Consider the following 23,276-nt stretch of genomic DNA (forward strand, 5'->3'; position numbering starts at 1 on the left):
ACTTTACCGGGCGGGTGTCTGTACCTGTCTGTTGCGGCTCCGTACAATAGAAGCCATTATTTTTGAGGCTGCGGCCTCTCCATGAATCACTCCTGACGGAACCCAAAATGCGAGCCAGCCGTTATCTGATTGCCACCCAAAAAGAAACACCCGCCGACGCCGAGATTATCAGCCACCAGCTGATGCTGCGTGCCGGTTTGATCCGCAAACTGGCCGCCGGCCTTTATACCTGGCTGCCCATGGGCCTGCGTACCCTGCGCAAAGTTGAGCGCATTGTGCGCGAAGAAATGGACCGCAGCGGCGCGCAAGAACTGCTGATGCCGGCGGTACAGCCAGCAGAACTGTGGCGGGAATCCGGCCGCTGGGACGAATACGGCGGCGAACTGCTGCGCATGAACGATCGCCACGGCCGCGAGTTTTGCTTTGGCCCTACCCACGAAGAAGTGATTACCGACCTGATCCGCAACGAGCTGAAAAGCTATAAACAGCTGCCTGCCAACTTCTTTCAGATTCAGACAAAATTCCGTGACGAGCGTCGCCCCCGTTTCGGCGTGATGCGTGCACGGGAGTTCATCATGAAAGACGCCTATTCATTTCACATCAGTGCTGAATCACTGGACGAAACTTACCAGCTGATGCACCGCACCTACTGCGCTATATTTGATCGCCTGGGCTTGGATTACCGCCCCGTGCAGGCAGACTCCGGCGCTATTGGCGGCAGTGGCTCCCAGGAATTTCACGTATTGGCCTCCTCTGGTGAAGACGCCATCGTGTTCAGCACCGGCAGCGACTACGCGGCGAATATAGAAAAAGCCGAAGCCATGGCACCCGCCGGCGAGCGCCCCGCACCCACCCAGGCGATGACCGAAGTGGCGACACCGGGCCAACGGACAATTGCCGACATTACCGAGTTTCTGAAAGAAGACGTCACCCAAACCGTGAAAACGCTGCTGGTGAAAGCCGAAGCTGAAGCCGGTGCCGAAGAAGGCAGTGACCCGGGATTGGTGGCGCTGATTCTGCGCGGCGACCATTCCCTGAATGAGATCAAGGCTGAAAATCTGGCCGGCGTGGCCGACCCGTTGACGATGGCCACGGATGAGGAAATTCAGCGCGCCACCGGCTGCGCACCTGGCTCGATTGGGCCGGTAAGTTTGTCGGTGCCGGTGATTGTCGACCGCAGCGCCGCGCACTTGGCAAACTTTGTCTGCGGCGCCAACAAGAATGACGTGCACCTGACCGGCGTAAACTGGCTACGCGACCTGCCACTGGGACGGGTGGAAGACTTGCGCAACGTGGTGGAAGGCGACGCCAGCCCCTGTGGTCAGGGCGCCCTGGAAATTCGCCGTGGTATTGAAGTAGGCCATATATTCAAACTGGGCAACAAATACAGCAAGGCACTGAACGCCACGGTGCTGGACGAAAATGGCAAAACCGCCACGATGTCTATGGGCTGCTACGGCATTGGCGTGTCGCGGATTGTGGCAGCGTCAATCGAGCAAAATCACGATGACCGCGGCATTATATGGCCCGACGCTATCGCGCCCTTCCGGGTTGCCGTGGTACTTCTGAACGGCCACAAATCACCTGCGGTGGCCGAAGCCGGTGAAAAACTCTACCAACAGCTGCAACAGGCTGGTTACGACGTGCTGCTAGACGACCGCAACGAGCGGCCCGGGGTGAAGTTCGCAGATATGGAGCTGACCGGCATTCCCCATCGCTTTGTGGTGTCTGACCGCGGGCTGGAAGCCGGTACTCTGGAATACAAGGGCCGTCGCGATGCCGATAAACAGGACGTTGCCCTGGCGGATGCGATTTCCTTTCTGAAGAGTGTTTCGCCGCTTTAAAAACAAAAACGCGTCATTAAAAAACCCTGGTCGCCGAAACGCACCAGGGTTTTTTTATTCGTGACCGATCGGTCTGACTAATTGATGGCCGGCTGTGTGAGAGGCTCCTGCTCTAGCTCAACGCCAAAGCGTGCCTGAACAGACTCGCGAATTTCCTGAGCCAGCGCAAGCAGCTGTGCACCGCTGCCGCCGCCGTGGTTGATTAACACCAGAGCCTGGTAATTGTGCACGCCCACCCATTGGTTGCGGTAGCCTTTCCAACCACACTGTTCAATCAACCAGCCCGCCGCCAACTTCATGCCCTGACCGTGTGGCAGTGGATAAGCCACCAGGTCTGAAAAACGACTTTGTAGCTGATCAAAGACCTTTTGGCTGACCACCGGGTTTTTAAAAAAGCTGCCAGCGTTTGGCAGGCGCTGCGGATCTGGCAGTTTGCGGCGGCGAACGGCCATGACCGCCTCGGCCACATCTTCAGCGTTTAATTTTGACACCGGCGTATCGCCAAAGTAAGCCGCCAGCTCGCCGTAACCCAACTGGAAAGGCCGGTTGCGGGACAGGCGCAGATGCACGTCCAGAATCAGATACCGGTCGGGCTGCTGTTTAAACAGGCTGTCACGGTAGGCGAAATTGCACGCTTCGGCACTTAAAGTAACTGACTTTCCGCTACTGCGATCCAGAGCGGTGACGCACACCAGCGTATCTGCCAATTCCACGCCGTAAGCGCCAATATTTTGTACCGGTGCGCCGCCGCAGGTACCCGGAATCAGCGCCAGATTTTCGATCCCGCGATGGCCGCTGCGGGCAGCGTACAAGACCGCGCCATGCCAGTTTTCCCCAGCACCCAGCACCAGCGTGGCCGCCTCAATGCTAATGTCACGCCAGTGCCGCCCTGCCAGAGCCATATGCACAACCAGGCCCTCAATGTCGGCGCGAAACACCAGGTTACTGCCACCGCCGACAATCAGCACCGGCAGATTTTTTTCAGCCGCCCAAGCCAGCGTGGCGCCAACCTGTTCACGATGGGTAATGCGGGCGAAATAGCGGGCACTGGCCGCAATGGCCAGAGAGTTATAGGGCGTTAAATCTACCCTTTCCCGTATTTCTGGCAGGGTTTTCATCCCAGCTTCCCACGAATATCATTCAGCAGACCTTCACCGGCTTGGTGGATCAGTTCGAGCACATGTTGAAAGCCATCGTCTCCACCGAAATACGGATCTGGCACTTCCTGGTCGTCAAAATCAGCAAAGTTCAAGAACAGCCGGGGCACGGTGCCGCCGTTCTGATGCCAGATTTCTTTCACGTCTGCCAGATTCTGGCGGTCCATCACTAATACATAGTCAAAACTGTCCAGGTCTTCGACCTCAAACTGACGCGCTCTCAGGCCACTGATATCAATCCCGATTCGACCGGCCGCGGTCACCGCGCGCTGATCTGGGCCTTTGCCAATATGCCAATCACCGGTGCCGCAAGAATCAATACGTACCTGCTGTTCAAGGCCGGCGGCCGCTACCTGTTTGCGAAACACGCCTTCGGCGGTGGGTGAGCGACAAATGTTACCCAGACACACAAATAAAACGCTAACAGAGGCTGCCATTAATTTATCTCCTGCTTGTTCAAAAAAGCCCTTACCCGTTGCAGATCCGCTTCGGTGTCTACCCCGGCTGGCGGACTGACGGCCGCCAAGTCAACATGAATGCGAGCGCCGTTATAAAGCGCACGCAGCTGTTCCAATGCTTCCACCTGTTCGGCGGGCGCCGGTGGCCAGCGCACAAAATCGGCCAGTACGCCGGCGCGATAACCATAAATGCCGATGTGGCGAAAATAACCAAAATTGTCCGGCAGATCCCGATTTGCAGTGCGGTTTGCCCCGACTGCCGTAGCGGCGCCCCAGCCATCGCGATACCAGGGTATAGGCGCGCGGCTGAAATAATGTGCCATCCCCTGCCGGTCGAAAACCACTTTCACTACGTTGGGATTAAACACCGACTCCGCATCGTGAATGCGCTCGCACAGAGTGGCAATGGCCGCTTCGGGGTGCAAGTCCAGATTGTCTGCCACCTGATTAATCAACACGCTGGGGATCAGTGGTTCATCCCCTTGTACATTGATTACCCGGTGGTCTTCGTCCAGATTCAAGGCCTGTGCCACTTCAGCCAGACGGTCGGTACCACTGACATGGCCGGCCAAGGTCATGACAACTTCGGCACCAAAGCGCTCACAAGCTTGCTGTACCCGCGCGTCGTCGGTGGCAATCACCACTCGCCCGGCGCGGCTTTCCTGTGCTCGCTGCCACACATGCTGAATCATCGGCTGGCCGCCAATGTCTGCCAAGGGTTTGCCCGGCAAGCGGCTTGACCCGAAGCGCGCCGGAATCACGACGGTAAAGGGCGTGGTAAAGGGCATGAATGGCTCCTCGCTCAGCTTTTGTGCAGGCGCTCATCGGTGCTTAGGGTGCGAGCTTCGGTGGCCAGCATCACCGGAATACCTTCGCGCAAGGGAAACGCCATGGCGTCCAGATAGCACAACAGCTCGGTTTTTTTATCGTTGAGCTTCAGCTCGCCTTTACATACCGGGCACGCCAGCAGTGCCAGCAGTTTTTTATCCATGATGGTGGTCTCGTTCTGTTGCAACGGAAGCAGCCGCCAGCGGGCCGCTTTTATTCGGGTGCAGCTGGCGCCAACCGGCCAACTGGGTCAGCAGCCGACGGCCAAATTCGGCGGGCAACTGGGCTTCAATCATCAGAGCGTAACCGTTGTCGGGTGCAAAATCCTGGCACTTCACCGCATCTTTCGCGGTCATCACCAGCCATTCACCAGCGTCGGTTTTCAGGTCACCCGGTTTAAAACGGTGATGGTCGGCAAAAGCCCGCGGCCTTACCTCTGCGCCCAGGGCGCTGAGAGTGGCAAAAAATCGCGCCGGATTCCCGATACCCGCCACTGCCAGCAGCTTTTGTCCCGCCAGCTTTGTCAGCGGCACCTGCGCACCGCTGGCCAGGTGCAGAAGATGCATCGGGCTAAGATTCATGGTGTAGATTGCCTTATGTTGCACGCCGGCAAATTGGCTGTGGCGGCGAACGTGCGCTCCGGTAGAGCCATTAAGAATAATATAATCGACCGATTTTAGCCGTTCTGCCGGCTCCCGCAGCGGCCCCACAGGTATGCTAGCGCCATTGCCCAAGCCGCGGCTGGCGTCGAATACGGCCAGTTCTATATCACGGGGCAGAGCGTAGTGCTGAAGACCGTCGTCGCACACCAGAACATCGCCCAATCTCTGATCAATGGCGTAGTGCGCTGCACGCAGCCGTTGCGGATCTACCACCACCGGGCAGCCAGTGGCCCGTGCCAGCATAACGGGTTCATCACCGGCGATACTGGCGTTGCTATCAGCATTCACAAAAAGTGGATATTGCCTGGACTTGCCACCGTAACCGCGGCTAAGAATGACCGGATGCCAGCCTGCGTTGCGCAATTGCGTTACCAGCCAGGCCGTAAGCGGCGATTTACCGGTGCCACCGGCTGTAATATTACCCACCACCACCACCGGAGCCGTTAACGCCGGGGCCCGATCTTTCAACGCTTTGCGCCTGCGCAATGACGCAATGCGCCGGTATAGCCAGGCCAGTGGCGCCAGAAATCTCAGCGGGCGATTTTGGCTATACCACAACCGGTCTACTAGCGAACTCATACCCGCTTACCGCTGGTCATGCGTGCTCGCTAAACTGCATCTGATGCAGTTGGGCGTAGGCGCCGCCCTGGTCCAGCAACTCCTGGTGGCGGCCGGATTCCACTATGCGGCCATTGTCCATCACCAGTATGCAATCGGCGTTTTCAATGGTTGACAGGCGGTGAGCAATCACCAAGGTGGTACGGCCTTTCATCACCGTTTCCATAGCGTTCTGGATGTAGCGCTCAGATTCGGTATCCAGCGCCGATGTAGCTTCGTCCAGAATCAGAATGGGGGCGTCTTTCAGCAGCGCCCGAGCAATGGCCAAGCGCTGGCGCTGGCCCCCGGAAAGCATAACGCCATTGTCGCCAATCATGGTATTCAGGCCCTCGGGCATGCGGTCAATAAATTCCAGAGCGTGCGCTTTGTCGGCGGCGTCACGGATGGCCTCGGGGCTGCAATCGCGCAGCGCGCCGTAGGCAATGTTCGCTGCAATTGTATCGTTAAACAGCACCACGCTCTGGGTAACCAGGGCAATCTGCGCGCGCAGCGCCTGCAACGTGAAGTCTTCCAGCAAGTGGCCATCAATACGGATTTCGCCGTCGGTGTAATCGTAAAACCGCGGCAACAGGCTCACCAGCGTAGATTTGCCACTGCCACTGCGACCAACCAGAGCAACGCTCTGCCCCGCCGGAACCGTCAGCGAAATATTGTTCAACACCTTGTCAAGCTGGTCGCGATAGCTGAAGCCCACGTCACGAAATTCTATGTCGCCTTTAACCCGCTGCGGGGCAAAGATGCCGGAATCCGGCTCCGGGCGTTCGTCCAGGGTTTCAAACACATCGTAGGCTGCCGCAAGACCCTTCTGGATTTTCGAATGCACGGAAGTCACTTGGCGAATAGGCTTGGCCATCGTTGTTGCTGCAGTAATAAAGGCAACCAGTTGACCGGTGCTCATTTCGCCGCGAATCGTCGGCGACAACATGGTCCACACCAGCGCCGCAATCGCAATTGCTACCAGAACCTGAATCACAGGCACACTGATGGCCTGGGTAGATGACATCTTCAAGCTTTGCTTCAGATTGCTTTCGCTGACCTTCTGAAAACGCTTGCGTTCAAAGTCTTCACCGCCAAAGGTGCGCACCACCCGATAACCACTGATCGATTCCGACGCAACGTGGGTAATGTCGCCCATGGAGCCCTGAATGCGTTTGCTGATTTTACGGAAGCGCTTGCTGGCGTAGCTGACCACCGCTCCGATCAGCGGCCCGACCGCCAGAAAGACCAGCGTGAGTTTCCAGTTGGTATACAGCATGTAGCCCAGCAGCCCAACAATGGTAAGGCCTTCGCGAAAGGTAATGGTGATAGCGTCGGTTGCGGCTTCAGCCACTTGCTCCACGTTAAAGGTCAGCTTCGACACCAATCGGCCGGCCGCGTTGTCATCAAAGTAGCGCGACGGCAAGGTTAGCATGCGGTCAAAGACATCGGTGCGCAGGGCATTGATGACGTTACGACCCACGTAACTGATGAAATATTGGCTCATGAAGGTGCCTAGGCCGCGAAACGCAAACACCCCAACAATCAGCAGAGTTAAAATCAGCCGATTCTGATCGGTCGGATTTTCAATGGCCTTGATGACGTATTCCATGGCCGCCGCCATGCCGGTCGACGCCGCGGCGTAGATAACGTTGCCGATTATCGCCAGGGTAAACGCTATCCAAAACGGTTTCACATAGCGTAAAAGGCGCTTGTAGGTGTGCCAACTGCCCTCTGGAATCTTACTCGGGCCTTCAGACTCTGGGCCTGAGGAGATTTTGGGGATTGTCGGGCCTGGTGAACTTGCTGCACTCACTGGGGTTGGGCCTCACGTTCGGTGGTAATGCTGAGTTTCGCGAAACCCAGGCGACCGGCCGCATCCATCGCCCGCACCACAAACTCGTGGGGAGTTCGGGCATCGGCGGTAATAATGAACGGCAATGATGTGTCTGTGTTGGCCAACTCCCGAATGCCTCGCTCCAGGGTTTCGCGGCGGTTGTTCACCAGCGGTTTGTCATTCAGCAGGTATTGGCCATCGGCGCTAATCACCACATCAATCTGTTCCGCTTCTGCCGGCGGCGCCGGATTACCGCTGGCTTGCGGCAATTCCACCTGAAGATGGCTTTCCCGGGTGAACGTTGTCGATACCATAAAAAAAATCAACAACAAAAACACCACGTCGATCAGCGGTGTCAGGTCCATAGCCACATGCTGGCTGCGCTGGCGCTTGAACTTCACTGGGTTCAGGCTCCTTCTACGTCAATTTCGCGGTCGCCGTGTACCACTTCCACCAGCTTGATGGCCTCTTGCTCCATGTTGACCACCAGGGCATCTACCCGGCGGATAAAATAGCGATGGGCAATCAACGCTGGAATGGCCACACTGAGGCCAGAGGCTGTTGTTATAAGGGCCTCGGAAATACCGCCAGCCAGATTGCCAGCATTGCCGACACCGGCTAACTGAATTTCCGCAAACACTTTGATCATGCCAATGACCGTGCCCAGAAGGCCCAGCAACGGCGTTATGGTTGCAACGGTGCCCAGTGGGTTCAGAAACCGCTCGAGCTGGTGAACCACCTGGCTGGCTTCGTGCTCGATGCTTTCTTTCATTACCTCACGGCCGTGCTTGGCGTTCAGCAAACCGCTGGCAAGCACACGCCCCATGGGTGACGACGCTTGCAAGGTTTTCAGACGCCTGCCGTTCAGCTCTTTTTTCTTGATCCAACGCCACAGCTCGTTCAGTGCTTCTGGCGGCGCGATCCGGCTGTCACGCAGGCTCCAGAAACGTTCAAGGATGATGGCCAATGCCAACACAGAACAAAACAGTATGGGCACCATCAAAATGCCACCGGCTTTTAAAAGCTCGAACACGCTCGGTCTCCTGGTCAATTACAAGCCGGGCTACTTTAGCATAGCTGTCGGCATTTTTAGCATAGCGACTATTGTGTGATGTTGTGCAACCGTTCGAGACACTGCGCCCGTGCAAGACCAGGGCCACTGATCCAGAACGGCGCGTTTTGCTGCATCTGGCGGATAACCAACCCAGCAGATTTTACCGCCATAACCACCGCTCCGGCGCAGGCAGTGTTGATTTGATGGCTACCCTCTAATTGATAACGGCGGGTTACCTGCGGGTGTGGGTGGCCGTAGCGATGGCGGTAGCCAGCGGTGTAGATGACAGTATCGGGCGAAAGAGCCTGAACCAGAGCGTCAGAAGACGAGCTTTTACTGCCATGGTGGGGCGCCAACAACACCCGGGTAATGGCATTACGCGCCTTTTGCACCGGTTGATCGTTAAAATAACTCAAGTATTCGGCTTCTTCCCTGACGGTAATATCACCGGTTAGTAGCCACTCGGTCGCCGAGTCCGGGTCACGAATGCGCAGGACGCAGGAAGCACCGTTACCCTCTTTGGCGCGATCTGAGCGCCAGAAATTCAGTTCCAGTCGCCCCAACATCAGAGTTTGCCGCCCGCAGTCTGTCACGTTTCTGACCAGCCCGGCCTGCGCCAGGCGATCGGCTGTTTCAGCCGCTTCACCGCCGATCAAGCGCGCTGGCGGCAATTCGGTAACAAGCTGCTCCAGGCCACCGCTGTGGTCGCCATCGGCATGGCTCACCACCAGCGTATCCAGGCGCTGCACCCCCAACGCCCGCAGGTTGGGCAGTATCACCGACTCTACCGCCGAGAACACACCGGGAATGGATGGGCCAGTGTCATACAGCAATGCTTGCTGCTGATGGCGTACCAGAACCGAAAGGCCCTGGCCAACATCCCATACAATCACCTGTGGCAGAGGTACGAGGCGATTACCAACCGGCACCTGAAGCCACCCGTGCGACATTGACCAAAGCCCCAGTGACAACACCAGCGTCAGGCGAAAGCCCCGTTGCGGATACCACAAAGCCAACAGTACAACCGCCGCCAACCCGATGGCAGCGGCAACACCCAGCTGAATTGTCGGGCTGCCCCAGCCCCCCAGCCACTGCAATCCTTGCCATAAAACCCCCAATACGGTGTCCAGAAGCAGCGTCACCCACACGCTACTGGCGGGTACAAGCGCCACTAGCAAAGCGCCGCACAACAGCAGCGGCATAACCACCATCGACACCCACGGAATGGCAAAAAGATTGGCCACAAACCCCGCCAGCGGCTGGTTCTGGCCCATTAACAGTAGCCCTGGCCATAATCCGGCGAACATGGCAGTCTGCGCCAGCACCAGCGCGAGCACGCCCTGAACCATGCCAAGGCGCCCGGAGAACACCAGTATCAACACCGCCACCGCACAAAACGACAGCCAGAAGCCGGCGTCCAGCGGCGAAAATGGATCAGCAATCAACACCACTGTCAGCGCCAGCAGCAGGCTGCGCCAGGGCGATATATGCCAGCCTTGCAGCAGCGCCCAGCCCAGCACAGCGATCATTAGTAGCGCGCGCCGGGTGGGCACCGTAAAGCCGGACATCAACGCGTAGGCCAGGCAGCCAATCATCACTACGCCAAACATCAGGCGCCGCCTGGCACGTTCAGACAAAATGGATTCGGGTACTCGCACTGCACACCGGCGCGCCACACCTCCGATGCCCAAAGCCACCAGGCCCAGATGCAAGCCCGAAATCGCCACCAAGTGAATGGTGCCGGTGGCTTTCAGAGTGTCCCAGTGGGCGGGGGTCATGGCGCCGCGATAGCCAATCAGCAAAGACGCCAACAACGGAAAGTGCCTGGCTTCGCCAAACTTCGCCGTCACCCAGTCCAGCAGGCGGCGGTGCTGGTAGCGGTAACGGCAGTGCAGGCCGCATTCAATACTGGCATCTGACACGACCGAGCGCACACTTCCGGTGGCGCGGTAACCGTGACGGAACAGCCAGTCTTCATAGCGAAAACCGGTCAGGTTCAAGCCACCGTGGGGGCGTTTAAGCACAACCGTTATAGTCAGGGTGTGACCGGGTAACTGGTCCGGATGGTCGCCGTACCAGGCCAGACGCAAGCGGGAGGGTAAAGCGTGCGCCGGCAGTGGCGCTTGCGCGTTATGCTGGTAAGCGTTTTCCACTAGGCAGAAATCGAACTTTAAACTGTCAAAACTGCCCCGAGCGGGAAGACTACAAACATAACCGGACACCTCCAGCGGCACCTTTTCCCATGCCGCCGGCAGGCGCTCATGCAGGCGCTGACTGGAGTGCCATGAAGCCCAGGCGGTGCCCGCTAGCAACGCCGCAAACAGAATAAACGCCGTGCGACCCCAGCGCTGAGGGAGCAACAACGCCAGCACGCTGCAACCTGCCATCGCCGCAAACAACCATTGCCACGCTGGCAACACCGACAACCGATACAGTAAGATAACGCCGCAACAGAACGCGATTAGCAAAGGCCCGACCATAAAGCCTCGCGGGTTGCGAGACAGCGGGCGGTTTGAGCCGCCACTGAAAAAATCGCCGGACATTCCTTGTCCTCCTGAGTTATTGCACCGGCGTTGTCCCTAACACCGGTCGTTTAAACGTCTATAGGCAGAACAACTTCTTATGCCAAAGAGGTTCATGAAACGCTATTTGCCGTCTCCGGAAAAGGTGAGGCAAATGAAATCGCTGAATTTTCTGGGCGACATCGTACAGGAACCCAATCTGTGGCATATCAACCGCCACAGTGTGGCCCGTGCGTTTCTGATAGGCGTGTGGTTCTGCTTTATTCCGATGCCTTTCCAGATGCTTGCATCGGCGCTGTTCGCGATCTGGTTCAACGCCAACCTGCCGCTGGCGGTGGTGCTGGTGTGGATCAGCAACCCGGTTACCATGCCCCCGATTTTCTACTTCAACTACAAACTGGGGGCCTGGATGCTGAGCAGGCCACTACTGGATTTTGAATTCTCGCCGTCACTGGGATGGATCAGCGAACGCCTGCTGGATATTGGCATACCGCTTTACCTGGGCTCGCTGGTTGTGGCTACGGTGTCTGCCTGCTTCGCTTATTTGATCATTCAGTTGTTATGGCGCAGAAGAGTTCGCGCCAACTGGCGTCTGCGCCGGGGGCAACGCCGCCACTAACCCTCGTGTACCAAACGCCCCTGCTCCAGCCGCATCACCCGCCCCAGACTTCTCGCCATCGACATATCGTGAGTGACCATCACAAACGCCATACCAAATTGATCGCGCAGCGATTCGATCAGCGCGCGCACACCGGCACCGGTGTGCTCATCAAGATTACCGGTGGGTTCGTCCATCAAAACACAGTCGGGCTCGTTCACCAGGGCCCGGGCTATGGCCACGCGCTGACGCTCACCGCCAGACAGCTCGCCCGGCTTGTGCGCCAGGCGTGCGCCCAAGCCCACACTGTTCAGCAGAAAAGCGGCCTTCTTACGCGCTGCCGCCACGCTGATATCACCCAGCACGCACGGCATCATCACGTTTTCAAGCGCGGAGAACTCCGGCAGCAAATGGTGAAACTGGTACACAAACCCAAGATGCTTGTTGCGAAAGCGTGCCCGCGCGGCTTCCGACAGCTTGTAAATTTCCTGACCGCAAATTTTGATATCGCCCGTTGACGGTCGGTCTAGCCCGCCTAGCAAATTCAGCAGCGTGGTTTTTCCGGAGCCGCTGCTACCGACAATGGCGATGGTTTCACCGGCGGTGACTTGCAGCGAGATGTCGGAAAAAATCGTCAGCTTTTCCGGGCCCTGGTTATAGGTACGGGTCACTTGATTGCAATCAATAACCCAGTTCGCGGTGTTGGTCGTTACGTCTTTTATGCTTTTGCTCATAGGTTGGCTCTATTCATATCTAAGCGCGTCTGCCGGGTCGATACGAGACGCACGCCAGGCCGGGTAAATGGTGGCCAGCAGGCTCATGGCCAAACCACTACCGCTGATGATCATGACGTCTTCCCATAGCAACTGGGACGGCAAGTAACTGATGAAATACACGTCGGCACTGAGGAACTGATGGCCCAGTGCGACCTCCAGCCAGCTGATGAACGCGCTGATATTGAGTGCACCCAGAATGCCTAGCACCGTGCCCACCAGCGTTCCGAAAATGCCGATAACCGCGCCCTGCACCATGAAAATGCGCATGATGCGCGCGGGTGTCGCGCCCATGGTGCGTAAAATGGCAATGTCTGCGGTTTTGTCGGTGACCACCATGACAAGAGTGGACACAATATTGAATGCCGCCACCGCCACAATGAACATCAGCAACAGACCAATCATGGTTTTTTCCATTCGTATGGCCTGGAACAGGTTGCCGTGGGTGCGGGTCCAATCGGATATGTAATAGCGCCCTGAAAGCAGTTGCGCCGCTTGCTCGGCTACCCGCGGTGCGGCGAAGAGGTCATCGACCAGCAAACGGATGCCTTGGGCTTTGCCGTCTGTGCGCATCAGCTTGGCGGCGTCGTCCATGTGTATCAGCGTGTAGCTGCCGTCTAACTCAGCGCCCACGCTAAACACGCCTTTGACAGTAAAACGTTTCAATCGCGGCAATACGCCAGCCGGCGTTACCGACGCTTCAGGCAGCACCACGGTTATTTTATCACCCAACTGCAGGCGCAGGCTGGACGCCAAAAAGCGCCCAATAATAATGCCGAACTCGCCCGACTTCAGATCGTCCAGGCTGCCCTGTTCCATGTGGTCTTCAATAATCGATACGGTTCGCTCCTGGTCTGGCAAAATGCCGTTCAACAGCACGCCGCGCACCGCTCCGCCGCCGGTGACCATGCCCTGGCCCTTAATAAATGGGGCCGCAGCCAACACTCGCGGGTGTTTCTCGACGGCTGCGTCTACCGCTTCCCAGTTTTCAATCGTGCCGGAACCCTCGATAATAGCGTGGGGCACCATTCCCAGAATTCGCTGCTTCAGCTCGCGATCGAAACCGTTCATGACTGACAGCACAATAATCAGCACCGCAACGCCCAGCATCAAGCCGATCATAGAGGTAAGTGAAATAAACGAGATAAAGTGATTACGGCGTTTGGCAGCGATATAGCGCAAGCCGATATAAAATGATAAAGGTTTAAACATAAAGCCTTGCCTGCTGCTGGCTGCGACTAATTCGTGATTGATTGAACCCAGTCGTGTTAATGCCGCGCCGGGAACTGCTAAACTTCACCCTACAAACGAACATCCGTATCGGAGTCCCAATGACCCAGCGCAACGATGACAGCGCCAATGCGAAGAAACAACGCGAACGGCGGAATTACTTCAGAATAAACGATCGGATTGGGTTGGAGGTGCACAAACTACCTCCCAGTACCCAAGACGATTTCAGCGCCTTCGAAAATACCCCGTTCACCAGCTTACAGGCAGAATTCAAACGCCTTGACCAAGACATCAGAACCCAACTTGCCGGCTTAAGCGAGCGCGACCGGGCATTGCAAAGCCTGTTAAAAGCGTTTAACTCCAAGCTGGATATTCTGGCGCGTATTATGGCCTTTGAGCAAAATCCGTTGCAACCAGAGCATTGGCACCAAGCCACGCTCAGCGAGGGTGGTGTTGCCTTTTTTAGCAACGATGAAAGTTTGCAGGTGGGTGACCATATTGCCATGCGCCTGACTCTGCCGCCGGAACTGTTTCAGCCCCGGGCCATTGGCGAAGTCGTAGGCGTTAACACCGAAGACCGCGACGGCACATGGATTCACACCCGCTTTGTGCGTTTAGAAGACAGTGATCGCCAACAGCTGGCGCGCCACATCATGCGCTGGCAAATTCGCCAGCGCCAGCAACCAAACACCGAAACTGTCGGGGCAAATGTCCAAAGCGCAAACTAAATTACGTTTTATCCATTTCTCCTCCGGAGTCACCCTGACCATGAAGACCCATCGCTTTTGGCGCCCATTGTTGCGAGCCGGCCTGTTGTCTGCCGCTCTGGCGACGACCTTGTCGGTGATGCCTGCCAGCACTCAGGAGCTGTTCATTCCGCTCGGCCAACAGGGCAACCGCGATGCCATATCACTGCCACAGACCGGTATGAAAGCCGAACACGTGCGCGTGCGCTGGGGCTCACCCGAGTCTACCCGCGGCCCGGTAGGCCAGCCGCCCATCAGCCAGTGGCACTACCCGGCTTTTGTGGTGTATTTTGAGAGCGAGCGGGTTATTCGCGCGGTTGTAAAGCGCACGCCCTGACACAGATACAGAAAAGGCCGCAAAGTTTTGCCAGTAGATCCTGACGTGTCGGCGCCTGTCCGTTAGACTGGTTTTTTTTCAATAGGGAAAAGGTACTGGCCCAGTGAAATCGAAGCCGTTATTGCCCGCAGAGTGGGCGCCGCAGAGTGCGGTGATGCTGACCTGGCCCCATCAGAACACCGCCTGGGCCAGCCATCTGGCACAGACAGAGCCGGTATTTATGGCGATTGCGCGCGCGGTTTTGCGCTTCGAAGCGGTATTGATCAGCTGCGAAGACCCAGAGCAGGCGCAGCAACTGCAGGAACAACTAAACCATTATGTAGAAACCGCTGGCGTGGCATTCCGCGCACGGGTCCTGGTTGCGCCGTCAGACCACAGCTGGGCGCGCGACCACGGTCCTTTAACAGTGCTCACTTACCGCGACTCCAGGCTGGTCGATTTCAGTTTTAACGCCTGGGGCAATAAGTTTCCGTGGGGCAAAGACAACGCCCTGAGCAACAAGCTGCTCACGGCCGGTGCGTTTGACGGCAGCACACTGAAAAGCGTCGAATTCATTCTGGAGGGCGGCGCCATCGACACCGATGGCGAAGGCACTCTGCTGACCACCAGCCAATGCCTGCTAACCCCCAACCGCAATCCCGACTACAGCCGCAGCGCCATGGAGAGACTTTTTGGCCAGTTACTGGGCATTCGCCGGGTGCTCTGGCTGAATCACGGTTACCTGGCCGGCGACGATACTGACAGCCATATAGACACTCTGGCGCGGTTTTGCGCACCCGACCACATTTGTTATGTCGCCTGCCCTGATGAAAGCGACGAGCACTATGGCGCTCTTAGCGCCATGGCAGAGGGCCTGCGCGAATTCCGTCAAGCCAACGGTGAGCCTTACCGTCTGACGGCCCTGCCCTGGCCAGACGCTATCCATGATGAAAAAGGCCGGCGCCTGCCGGCCACTTACGCCAACTTTCTGATCATCAACGGCGCGGTATTACTGCCAGTATACGATGTACCCCAAGATACCGCAGCGATCGCCACAGTGCAGAATTTGTTCCCAGACCGTGAAATAATCGCCATACCCTGTCGCCCGTTGCTGCGGCAAGGCGGCAGCCTGCACTGCGTAACAATGCAATTGCCTGCGGGCGTTGCGACCGAATAGCGCCGCACCTGCTCTTTCCCCGGCAGCCGGCGTGTTGCCTTGTACTCAGACATTTCAGATGGGCAGGAGATTGATCAGACTATGGACAAAGCGATAAATCAGATCGTCGACCAACTCAATGGCATTCTGCTGGGCAAAGACCATCAGGTGCGCCTGGCGCTTTGCAGCCTGTTCGCAGGCGGACATCTGCTGATTGAAGACATTCCTGGCATGGGTAAAACCACACTTGCCCACGCTCTGGCACACATAATGGGCCTGCGCTATCAACGCATCCAATTTACCAACGATTTGTTGCCGGCAGACGTGTTGGGCTATTCGATTTACGACAAGGCTGCCGGCAGTCTTGTTTTTCATCCGGGGCCGATTTTTGCCCAGTTGATTCTAGCCGACGAAATAAATCGCGCATCGCCGCGAACCCAAAGCGCTCTGTTGGAAGCAATGGAAGAACGGCAGGTGTCGATTGAGGGCGAAACCCGGCCCCTTCCCCAACCGTTTTTTGTGATTGCCACCCAAAACCCCATCGAGCAAGGTGGCACGTTTGCGCTGCCAGAAAGTCAGCTTGACCGGTTTCTGATGCGCCTGCATCTGGGCTACCCTGATTCCCGGGCAGAACGCCAATTACTGGAGGGCGAAGACCGCCGCAGCATGACCCAGCGCCTACCCACCCTGTTAGCTGAAGAGCAATTAACGCGCATTCAACAAACGGTGCTGCAGGTCAGCACCAGCCCCGCGCTGCTCGACTACGTACAGCGCTTGCTGGAAGCAAGCCGTAACATTCCGGGCCTGCTTTACGGCCTGTCTCCGCGCGCCGGTCTGGGCCTGCTGCGCGCAGCGAAAGCCTGGGCGCTGATGCAGGGCCGAGATCACGTGCTGCCAGACGACGTACAAGCGGTGTTTGCGGCGGTGGCAGAGCATCGCCTGGAACAGGGCGAAAGCGGCAAAAGCCAGGAGCGGGTGCAACGCTTGCTGGCTGGCGTATCGGTGCTTGGCGACTGAGTCTGTTGGCTGCCTGGCGGCTGAACCCATAGAGCAGGCGTATCAGCAGAATTGGCCAAAACAACTGGCAAGCGTACCGGCTATTCATGATAGCCTTCGTACCTTCCTATTGAACTTTTCAAACTTTCTAAACATCTTAAACTCTTTAAAATCCGTGCCGCCGCCATAACGAGCTGCGGGCACAGTGACCACACTCGTATTAAGTGAGAACAGCATGAGCACCAGCACACATTCCCGCCTGATTATTCTAGGCTCCGGCCCTGCCGGCTATACCGCTGCCGTTTACGCGGCCCGCGCCAACCTGAAGCCAACATTGATCACCGGTATTGAAGTGGGTGGCCAGCTGACCACAACCACAGACGTCGACAACTGGCCCGGTGACAACGACGGCGTGCAAGGGCCAGAATTAATGCAACGGATGTTGAAACATGCGGAACGTTTTGAAACGAAGATCATTTACGACACGGTTAACGAAGTCGATTTGAACCAGCGTCCGTTTCGCCTCAAGGGTGACAGCGGCGAGCACACCTGCGATGCACTGATCATTTCTACCGGCGCCTCGGCCATGTACCTGGGGCTTGAGTCGGAAGAGAAATTCAAAGGCCAGGGCGTGTCGGCCTGTGCAACCTGTGACGGCTTTTTTTATCGCAACCAAAAGGTAGCGGTTATCGGCGGCGGCAACACCGCCGTAGAAGAAGCCCTGTACCTGTCCAACATTGCGGCCGAAGTGACGCTGGTGCACCGCCGCGACAGCCTGCGTGCAGAGAAAATTCTGCAGGACAAATTGTTTGAAAAAGCCGCCAACGGCAATGTGCGAATCATTTGGGATCACACCCTGGACGAAGTGCTGGGTGACGGCACCGGCGTAACCGGTATGCGCATCCGCAGCATGAAAGACGACTCCAAGCAGGACATGGAGCTTTCCGGTGTGTTTATCGCCATTGGCCATAAACCCAACACCAGCCTGTTCGAAGGCCAGCTTGAAATGACAAACGGCTACCTGCACATCCGCTCCGGCTTGGACGGAATGGCGACCCAAACAACCGTGCCCGGCGTGTTTGCCGCCGGTGATGTTGCCGATCACGTGTATCGCCAAGCAGTGACGTCGTCCGGTTTTGGTTGTATGGCAGCGCTGGACGCCGAGCGCTATCTGGACCAACAAAGCTAAACTGAAGCCACAACGTTGAGCTGAAAAGCGAACACACTATGACGTCTTTGCCCTGGTTACCTGAACATGCGCTGTGGTTCCCCTCGCCCGAGAGCGCGCTGGAGGAACCCGACGGCCTGTTGGCTGCCGGCGGCGATTTGAGCAGCAAGCGCCTGGTGCTGGCCTATGAAAACGGTATTTTTCCCTGGTACAGCGACGACCAGCCCATACTTTGGTGGTCACCCGATCCGCGATGCGTCATTTTTCCGGAAAATATCCACATTTCCCGCAGCCTGCGCCGCAGCCTCAACAAAGACTATTTCTCGGTAACCGCAGACCAAGCCTTCAGCCGGATTATGCGCCTGTGTGGATCTACCCGTGCTGAGGGAACCTGGATTACCGAAAACATGCTTCAGGCCTACAACAAGCTGCACAGGGAGGGCATTGCCCACTCTATTGAAGTCTGGAACCCGCACGGCGAATTGGCGGGCGGCATGTACGGCGTAGCGCTGGGCAGCTGTTTTTTTGGCGAGTCTATGTTCTCGCTGGAAACCAACGCGTCCAAGGTATTAATGGTGCACCTTGCCAACCAGCTGCGGCAGTGGGGATACCGGATTATTGACTGTCAGGTAGCCAGCGATCATCTGTTGAGCATGGGCGCACAAACCATACCGCGAACGGAGTTTCTGGCCATGCTCGGCCGCTATACAAAACAATCACCGGCAGTGGCAGACTGGCAGCTTCAATGGCGCTGGCCGAGCCCGGAGGGTGAATGAGCAATTTGAGAGCACTGGTGTTCTTCGCAACACCCGCTCACGACTGCAGCTATCTGCCAGGTCGCCAGTCCACCACCATGTTTGTAGATCCTAAAACAGAAATTAATCGCACGCTTTACAGCGAGCTGACAGCGCTTGGCTTTCGCCGCAGCGGCTCGCACTATTATCGCCCCCACTGTGAAAACTGCCAGGCTTGCATTCCCGTCAGGGTACCCGTCGCGGAGTTTAGCCCCGACCGTAACCAACGCCGGGTGTGGAAGAAGAATGCTGATCTGGCCTGCGCGCTGGTGCCGGCCGCCTATTCGGAACAACGATACCGGCTTTACGCCCGCTACATCGAACTGCGCCACAAAGACGGCGACATGTACCCACCATCACGAGAGCAGTTCATGGCGTTTCTGGTGGAAGGCCAGACCGATTCCTGGTTTCTGGAAATGACCCTGCACGGTGAGCTTATCGGGTTGGCGGCGGTTGACCGTCTGGACGACGGCCTATCGGCCATTTATACCGTGTTCGAACCAGACCTGGATTATCGCAGCCTGGGCACCTTCGCGGTACTCTGGCAAATTGAAGAGGCCCGGCGCCAGCAGCTCAGCCATGTGTATCTGGGGTACTGGATTCTGAAATGTCGCAAAATGAACTACAAAAGCAACTTTAAACCCATCGAGCAGTTCACGGATAACCGCTGGCAAGCACTCGGTAGCAACTGACTTTTGCTAAACGGCTCAAAATAAGGCAGAATTGCGCAATTTAAAATTACGGAAAGTATTCCAAAACGAGGTTTTTACTGAATGGCGAAGACAGATGTCATTGAAATGGAAGGCGTTATTATTGATACGCTACCAAACACCATGTTCCGTGTAGAGCTGAGCAACGGCCACGTTGTGACCGCACACATCTCCGGAAAGATGCGCAAGAACTACATCCGCATCCTGACCGGCGATAAAGTCAAAGTGGAACTGACGCCATACGACCTAAGCAAAGGCCGCATAGTTTACCGCGCGCGTTAATGTCTAGCGAACAAGCCGCCAGCTTTTTGTAAATAGTATCGTCGTAACCCGCGTATCTTTAAATGTCATAAAAGAAGAGCTCGCCTTAGCGAGCTCTTCTTTTTACAATTTTCGAAGATAGCGTACAGCCGTGTTCTATTATTCTACCAAGGGCCATCTATTTGGATGGGTTTTACATGTCTGCTGTTAAGTTTCATAGACACAGCGTGCTCCGCATACACTGTCTATGATTCAGTTTGTTCTGGAAAATCGCTGATTGTCGTAGCCGGCTAGCGCCGTTTGTAGCCTGTAAACATTGAGCGGATAAGGTTTTCCTGGTGGTGAAAGCTCTCATAGATCGCCGCACTCACGTGCAGTGCAATTGCGATAAGAGTCATGTTTACCGATATCTCGTGCACTTCTTCGAGCACCCCGCTGCCCCAACCCCAATCGGTGGTAAGCAGCCAGCCGCTAAAGCCAATCACACCGTTCGCCAACAACAAAAACAGGATCATTATCGCCGCTGCCGGATTATGACCGAGGTAACGCGGCTCCTGCCCCTTTAGCGCAAGACGTACATAATCAATCAGACGCCTAGGCCTCGGTACAAAATCACTAAAGCGCGCATAACGACAGCCGAGCACGCCCCAAACCAAACGGCAAGCTATCAACCCCACCACCACATAGCCCGACCACTCGTGGATATTCCGGTAGTCGTCGGCGGTGAAATAAGCCACACAAAACGCCGCCACCAGACCCCAATGAAAGATTCGCACCGCCGGGTCCCATACCTTGACGCGGCCACCCTGGCTCACAGTGCTCGCTTTCAGAGTATCAGTCATCGCGTTCTTCCTTGATCACCTCACCGTTAACCGGGTTGAAATAGATCTCGACCTTAACGCCGCCCTTATCCATGCCGTAGATCTCATAGCAGTTACCACTGGTCACCTTGAACTTTTTGATCGTGTAACCTTGATCGTCGAGGTTCTGCTTCATGGTGTCCTGAGACATCCATTCGGACTGCGGGGCGTCCGTGCATTGCGGGCCGGCGACAGCGGCCCCGGTGAACAACAGAGCGGCGGTAGCGACGGCAATATAACGAATCTTCATGCAGATTTCCTTGTCGTGTTCAGGTGATATGCCGGCTTGGCATAACATGCATCAAAACACGCCAACCTGACAGGAACCTTAACGCTCGAAATCGAAGACCAATTAATGCAGTAAGAAAGGGAGGAGGGGAAATATCAAAATGACTTCTGCTCAGCCTGGTCAAACCGGACCAGACTGAGCAGACAGGTTAAACCGCTTCTGCGGGTTCCGATTCGTATTCGAACACCAGTTCGTCGTTTTCGAGACGCACAAACACTTCACCACCCTTCTCAGCCAATCGACCAAACAGGATCTGCTCAGCCAGTGGCCGCTTGATCTTGTCCTGAATCAGCCTCGACATCGGCCTTGCACCCATGGACACGTCGTAGCCTTTGTCGGCTAACCACAGCTTTGAAGGCTCGTCTACGTGCAATACCACGTGCTTGTCGTCCAGCTGCGCCTGCAGTTCGGTGAGGAACTTATCCACCACGTGAGTGATGGTCTGGCGCTCCAGATCCGCGAACTGAATGATGCCATCCAAACGGTTGCGGAATTCCGGCGTGAAGGTCTTGCTGATGATTTCCATGCCATCGCTGCGGTGGTTTTGCTCACTGAAGCCCATGGAACGACGGGCCATGCTTTCGGCACCGGCGTTAGTAGTCATCACCAGGATTACATGGCGGAAGTCGGCTTTACGACCGTTGTTGTCCGTCAGCGTGCCGTGGTCCATTACCTGCAGCAGCAGGTTAAACACCTCTGGATGAGCCTTCTCAATCTCATCCAGCAGCAGAACGCAGTGCGGATGCTTGTTCACCGATTCGGTTAGCAGACCACCTTGGTCAAAACCGACATAGCCCGGCGGTGCACCAATCAGGCGCGACACAGTATGGCGCTCCATATACTCAGACATATCAAACCGCACCAGCTCGATACCCAACACCTTGGCCAACTGCTTGGTGACTTCGGTTTTACCCACACCGGTGGGGCCGGCAAACAGGAACGCACCTTCCGGTTTTTCCGGTGATTTCAGCCCGGCGCGAGCCAGCTTAATGGCCGTAGACAGGGATTCGATGGCCGGGTCTTGCCCGAACACCACCATTTTAAGATCCCGCTCCATCGTCCGCAGCAGGTCTTTGTCACTGGTGGACACGCTCTTGGGTGGAATACGTGCAATATTGGCCACGACTTCCTCAATTTCTGCGACATCGATCACTTTCTTGCGTTTGTCTTCACTCATCAAGCGCTGATGGGCACCCGCTTCGTCGATCACGTCTATGGCCTTGTCAGGCAGATGCCTGTCATTGATGTAGCGTTCAGACAGTTCAGCAGCCACCCGCAGGGCCTGATCGGTGTAGGTTAAATCGTGATGTTTCTCAAAATTCGGCTTCAGACCTTTCAGGATCAGATACGTGTCTTCGACACTGGGTTCGTTGACATCAATTTTCTGGAACCTGCGAGCCAGAGCGGCATCTTTCTCGAATATACCGCGAAATTCTTGATAGGTGGTCGAGCCAATGCAACGCAGCTCACCCGAGCCGAGCATCGGTTTGAGTAGATTCGACGCGTCCATCACGCCACCGGATGCCGAACCGGCGCCAATAATGGTGTGAATCTCATCGATAAATAAAATAGCGTGTTCCTGCTTTTTCAGATCCGACAGCAGACCTTTCAGACGCTTTTCAAAATCACCGCGGTACTTGGTACCCGCCAGCAGCGCTCCCAAGTCGAGCGAATAGACCACTGCATTGGCGATCACTTGCGGCACCTGGGAATCGACAATGCGCTTGGCCAGACCTTCAGCGATGGCGGTTTTACCAACGCCGGCTTCACCGACCAACAATGGATTGTTTTTGCGGCGACGCACCAGAATCTGCACCACACGCTCCACTTCGTGCTCACGCCCGATCAGCGGATCAATACGGCCTTGGCGCGCTTGCTCATTCAAGTTGGTGGTGTAATTGTCCAACGGTGTAGATTGCGCGGCTTCTTCGCCGTTCTCTTCCTGAGCAGCCTCGCGGCCTTCTTGATCCTCGGCACCTTGCACTCGGGAAATGCCGTGAGACACAAAATTGACCACATCAATACGCGCTACATTCTGCTTTTTCAGCAGATAAACCGCTTGGCTTTCCTGCTCGCTAAAGATCGCCACCAGGACGTTGGCGCCGGTTACCTCTTTTTTGCCGGAAGACTGTACGTGGAAAACCGCACGCTGCAGCACGCGCTGAAAGCCCAGGGTTGGCTGGGTTTCGCGATCGCCGTCAGAATCCGGAATGAGTGGCGTTGTGGAATCAACAAATTCACGCAGTTCCTGTTCCAGCGGGCCCAACTCTGCGCCACACGCTTTCAGAACTCCCACCGCCGAATCGTTGTCCAAAAGGGCCAACAGTAAATGCTCAACTGTCATGAATTCGTGACGCTTGTCACGGGCATTCTTGAAGGCCGAATTCAATGTAAGTTCAAGATCTTTGCTCAGCATGGGCTAC

Annotated in this window: 24 protein-coding genes; 10 read left to right on the forward strand and 14 right to left on the reverse strand. The window is 56.3% G+C overall.

The window, feature by feature from the left end:
• Nucleotides 1-107: 107 nt before the first annotated feature.
• Nucleotides 108-1,844 carry a proline--tRNA ligase gene (locus MRBBS_RS11225; protein WP_014871635.1) on the forward strand — a complete coding sequence of 579 codons (1,737 nt, stop codon included), beginning with the start codon at nucleotides 108-110 and terminating at the stop codon, nucleotides 1,842-1,844.
• A gap of 77 nt (nucleotides 1,845-1,921) precedes the next feature.
• On the opposite strand, the gene murB is transcribed toward MRBBS_RS11225, so the two are convergent.
• The 9 genes from murB to MRBBS_RS11270 all read right to left on the reverse strand — a co-directional run bounded on the left by murB (nucleotide 1,922) and on the right by MRBBS_RS11270 (nucleotide 10,977).
• A complete protein-coding gene (gene murB / locus MRBBS_RS11230; RefSeq protein ID WP_014871636.1) occupies nucleotides 1,922-2,962 on the reverse strand; it encodes a UDP-N-acetylmuramate dehydrogenase in 1,041 nt (346 codons plus the stop codon).
• Complete coding sequence (locus MRBBS_RS11235) at nucleotides 2,959-3,438, reverse strand: low molecular weight protein-tyrosine-phosphatase (RefSeq protein WP_014871637.1); 480 nt, start codon at nucleotides 3,436-3,438, stop codon at nucleotides 2,959-2,961. Before MRBBS_RS11235 ends, murB begins: the two co-directional genes overlap by 4 nt.
• Nucleotides 3,438-4,247, reverse strand: a complete 810-nt coding sequence (gene kdsB / locus MRBBS_RS11240) for a 3-deoxy-manno-octulosonate cytidylyltransferase (protein WP_014871638.1) — start codon at nucleotides 4,245-4,247, stop codon at nucleotides 3,438-3,440. The genes MRBBS_RS11235 and kdsB overlap by 1 nt, the downstream gene beginning before the upstream one ends.
• Nucleotides 4,248-4,261: 14 nt before the next feature.
• The gene (locus tag MRBBS_RS11245) at nucleotides 4,262-4,450 is read right to left on the reverse strand and encodes a Trm112 family protein (RefSeq protein ID WP_014871639.1); all 189 of its coding nucleotides are present in this window, start codon (nucleotides 4,448-4,450) and stop codon (nucleotides 4,262-4,264) included.
• Nucleotides 4,443-5,528, reverse strand: a complete 1,086-nt coding sequence (lpxK, locus tag MRBBS_RS11250) for a tetraacyldisaccharide 4'-kinase (RefSeq protein WP_014871640.1) — start codon at nucleotides 5,526-5,528, stop codon at nucleotides 4,443-4,445. The genes MRBBS_RS11245 and lpxK overlap by 8 nt, the downstream gene beginning before the upstream one ends.
• Nucleotides 5,529-5,544: 16 nt before the next feature.
• Nucleotides 5,545-7,284 carry a lipid A export permease/ATP-binding protein MsbA gene (gene msbA, locus MRBBS_RS11255; RefSeq protein ID WP_187290807.1) on the reverse strand — a complete coding sequence of 580 codons (1,740 nt, stop codon included), beginning with the start codon at nucleotides 7,282-7,284 and terminating at the stop codon, nucleotides 5,545-5,547.
• Between the two features lie 71 nt (nucleotides 7,285-7,355).
• On the reverse strand, nucleotides 7,356-7,781 hold the full coding sequence (locus MRBBS_RS11260; protein ID WP_014871642.1) for an ExbD/TolR family protein: 426 nt from the start codon (nucleotides 7,779-7,781) through the stop codon (nucleotides 7,356-7,358).
• 5 nt (nucleotides 7,782-7,786) lie between these two features.
• Complete coding sequence (locus tag MRBBS_RS11265) at nucleotides 7,787-8,413, reverse strand: MotA/TolQ/ExbB proton channel family protein (protein ID WP_014871643.1); 627 nt, start codon at nucleotides 8,411-8,413, stop codon at nucleotides 7,787-7,789.
• Between the two features lie 68 nt (nucleotides 8,414-8,481).
• Complete coding sequence (locus MRBBS_RS11270; protein ID WP_014871644.1) at nucleotides 8,482-10,977, reverse strand: DNA internalization-related competence protein ComEC/Rec2; 2,496 nt, start codon at nucleotides 10,975-10,977, stop codon at nucleotides 8,482-8,484.
• 79 nt (nucleotides 10,978-11,056) lie between these two features.
• Between MRBBS_RS11270 and MRBBS_RS11275 the strand changes: the two genes are divergently transcribed.
• Complete coding sequence (locus tag MRBBS_RS11275) at nucleotides 11,057-11,575, forward strand: DUF2062 domain-containing protein (protein WP_041635264.1); 519 nt, start codon at nucleotides 11,057-11,059, stop codon at nucleotides 11,573-11,575.
• On the opposite strand, the gene MRBBS_RS11280 is transcribed toward MRBBS_RS11275, so the two are convergent.
• Complete coding sequence (locus MRBBS_RS11280; protein ID WP_014871646.1) at nucleotides 11,572-12,288, reverse strand: ABC transporter ATP-binding protein; 717 nt, start codon at nucleotides 12,286-12,288, stop codon at nucleotides 11,572-11,574. The genes MRBBS_RS11275 and MRBBS_RS11280 overlap by 4 nt on opposite strands.
• Nucleotides 12,289-12,297: 9 nt before the next feature.
• Nucleotides 12,298-13,539: a lipoprotein-releasing ABC transporter permease subunit gene (locus tag MRBBS_RS11285; RefSeq protein WP_014871647.1), complete on the reverse strand. Its 1,242-nt coding sequence runs from the start codon at nucleotides 13,537-13,539 to the stop codon at nucleotides 12,298-12,300.
• Nucleotides 13,540-13,658: 119 nt separating this feature from the next.
• On the opposite strand from MRBBS_RS11285, the gene MRBBS_RS11290 reads away from it, so the two are divergent.
• The 8 genes from MRBBS_RS11290 to infA all read left to right on the forward strand — a co-directional run bounded on the left by MRBBS_RS11290 (nucleotide 13,659) and on the right by infA (nucleotide 19,725).
• Complete coding sequence (locus MRBBS_RS11290) at nucleotides 13,659-14,285, forward strand: PilZ domain-containing protein (protein WP_014871648.1); 627 nt, start codon at nucleotides 13,659-13,661, stop codon at nucleotides 14,283-14,285.
• 40 nt (nucleotides 14,286-14,325) lie between these two features.
• On the forward strand, nucleotides 14,326-14,640 hold the full coding sequence (locus tag MRBBS_RS11295; protein WP_014871649.1) for a hypothetical protein: 315 nt from the start codon (nucleotides 14,326-14,328) through the stop codon (nucleotides 14,638-14,640).
• Nucleotides 14,641-14,743: 103 nt separating this feature from the next.
• Complete coding sequence (locus MRBBS_RS11300) at nucleotides 14,744-15,796, forward strand: agmatine/peptidylarginine deiminase (RefSeq protein WP_014871650.1); 1,053 nt, start codon at nucleotides 14,744-14,746, stop codon at nucleotides 15,794-15,796.
• A gap of 81 nt (nucleotides 15,797-15,877) precedes the next feature.
• Entirely contained in the window at nucleotides 15,878-16,792 is a 915-nt protein-coding gene (locus MRBBS_RS11305) for an AAA family ATPase (RefSeq protein WP_014871651.1), read from the forward strand.
• Nucleotides 16,793-17,006: 214 nt separating this feature from the next.
• Entirely contained in the window at nucleotides 17,007-17,960 is a 954-nt protein-coding gene (gene trxB / locus MRBBS_RS11310; protein ID WP_014871653.1) for a thioredoxin-disulfide reductase, read from the forward strand.
• Between the two features lie 38 nt (nucleotides 17,961-17,998).
• Nucleotides 17,999-18,715, forward strand: a complete 717-nt coding sequence (gene aat / locus MRBBS_RS11315) for a leucyl/phenylalanyl-tRNA--protein transferase (protein WP_014871654.1) — start codon at nucleotides 17,999-18,001, stop codon at nucleotides 18,713-18,715.
• Complete coding sequence (locus tag MRBBS_RS11320) at nucleotides 18,712-19,425, forward strand: arginyltransferase (protein ID WP_014871655.1); 714 nt, start codon at nucleotides 18,712-18,714, stop codon at nucleotides 19,423-19,425. Before aat ends, MRBBS_RS11320 begins: the two co-directional genes overlap by 4 nt.
• Nucleotides 19,426-19,506: 81 nt before the next feature.
• Nucleotides 19,507-19,725, forward strand: coding sequence for a translation initiation factor IF-1 (infA, locus tag MRBBS_RS11325; protein WP_007350942.1), 219 nt, complete (start codon nucleotides 19,507-19,509; stop codon nucleotides 19,723-19,725).
• 269 nt (nucleotides 19,726-19,994) lie between these two features.
• Here infA and MRBBS_RS11330 read toward each other — a convergent pair whose 3' ends face one another.
• The 3 genes from MRBBS_RS11330 to clpA all read right to left on the reverse strand — a co-directional run bounded on the left by MRBBS_RS11330 (nucleotide 19,995) and on the right by clpA (nucleotide 23,269).
• Nucleotides 19,995-20,546, reverse strand: coding sequence for a cytochrome b/b6 domain-containing protein (locus MRBBS_RS11330; protein ID WP_014871656.1), 552 nt, complete (start codon nucleotides 20,544-20,546; stop codon nucleotides 19,995-19,997).
• A complete protein-coding gene (locus MRBBS_RS11335; RefSeq protein WP_014871657.1) occupies nucleotides 20,539-20,814 on the reverse strand; it encodes a PepSY domain-containing protein in 276 nt (91 codons plus the stop codon). The genes MRBBS_RS11330 and MRBBS_RS11335 overlap by 8 nt, the downstream gene beginning before the upstream one ends.
• A 187-nt stretch (nucleotides 20,815-21,001) precedes the next feature.
• Nucleotides 21,002-23,269, reverse strand: coding sequence for an ATP-dependent Clp protease ATP-binding subunit ClpA (gene clpA, locus MRBBS_RS11340; protein ID WP_014871658.1), 2,268 nt, complete (start codon nucleotides 23,267-23,269; stop codon nucleotides 21,002-21,004).
• Between the last annotated feature and the right edge of the window lie 7 nt (nucleotides 23,270-23,276).

The sequence above is a fragment of the Marinobacter sp. BSs20148 genome (assembly GCF_000283275.1).
Lineage (GTDB): Bacteria > Pseudomonadota > Gammaproteobacteria > Pseudomonadales > Oleiphilaceae > Marinobacter > Marinobacter psychrophilus.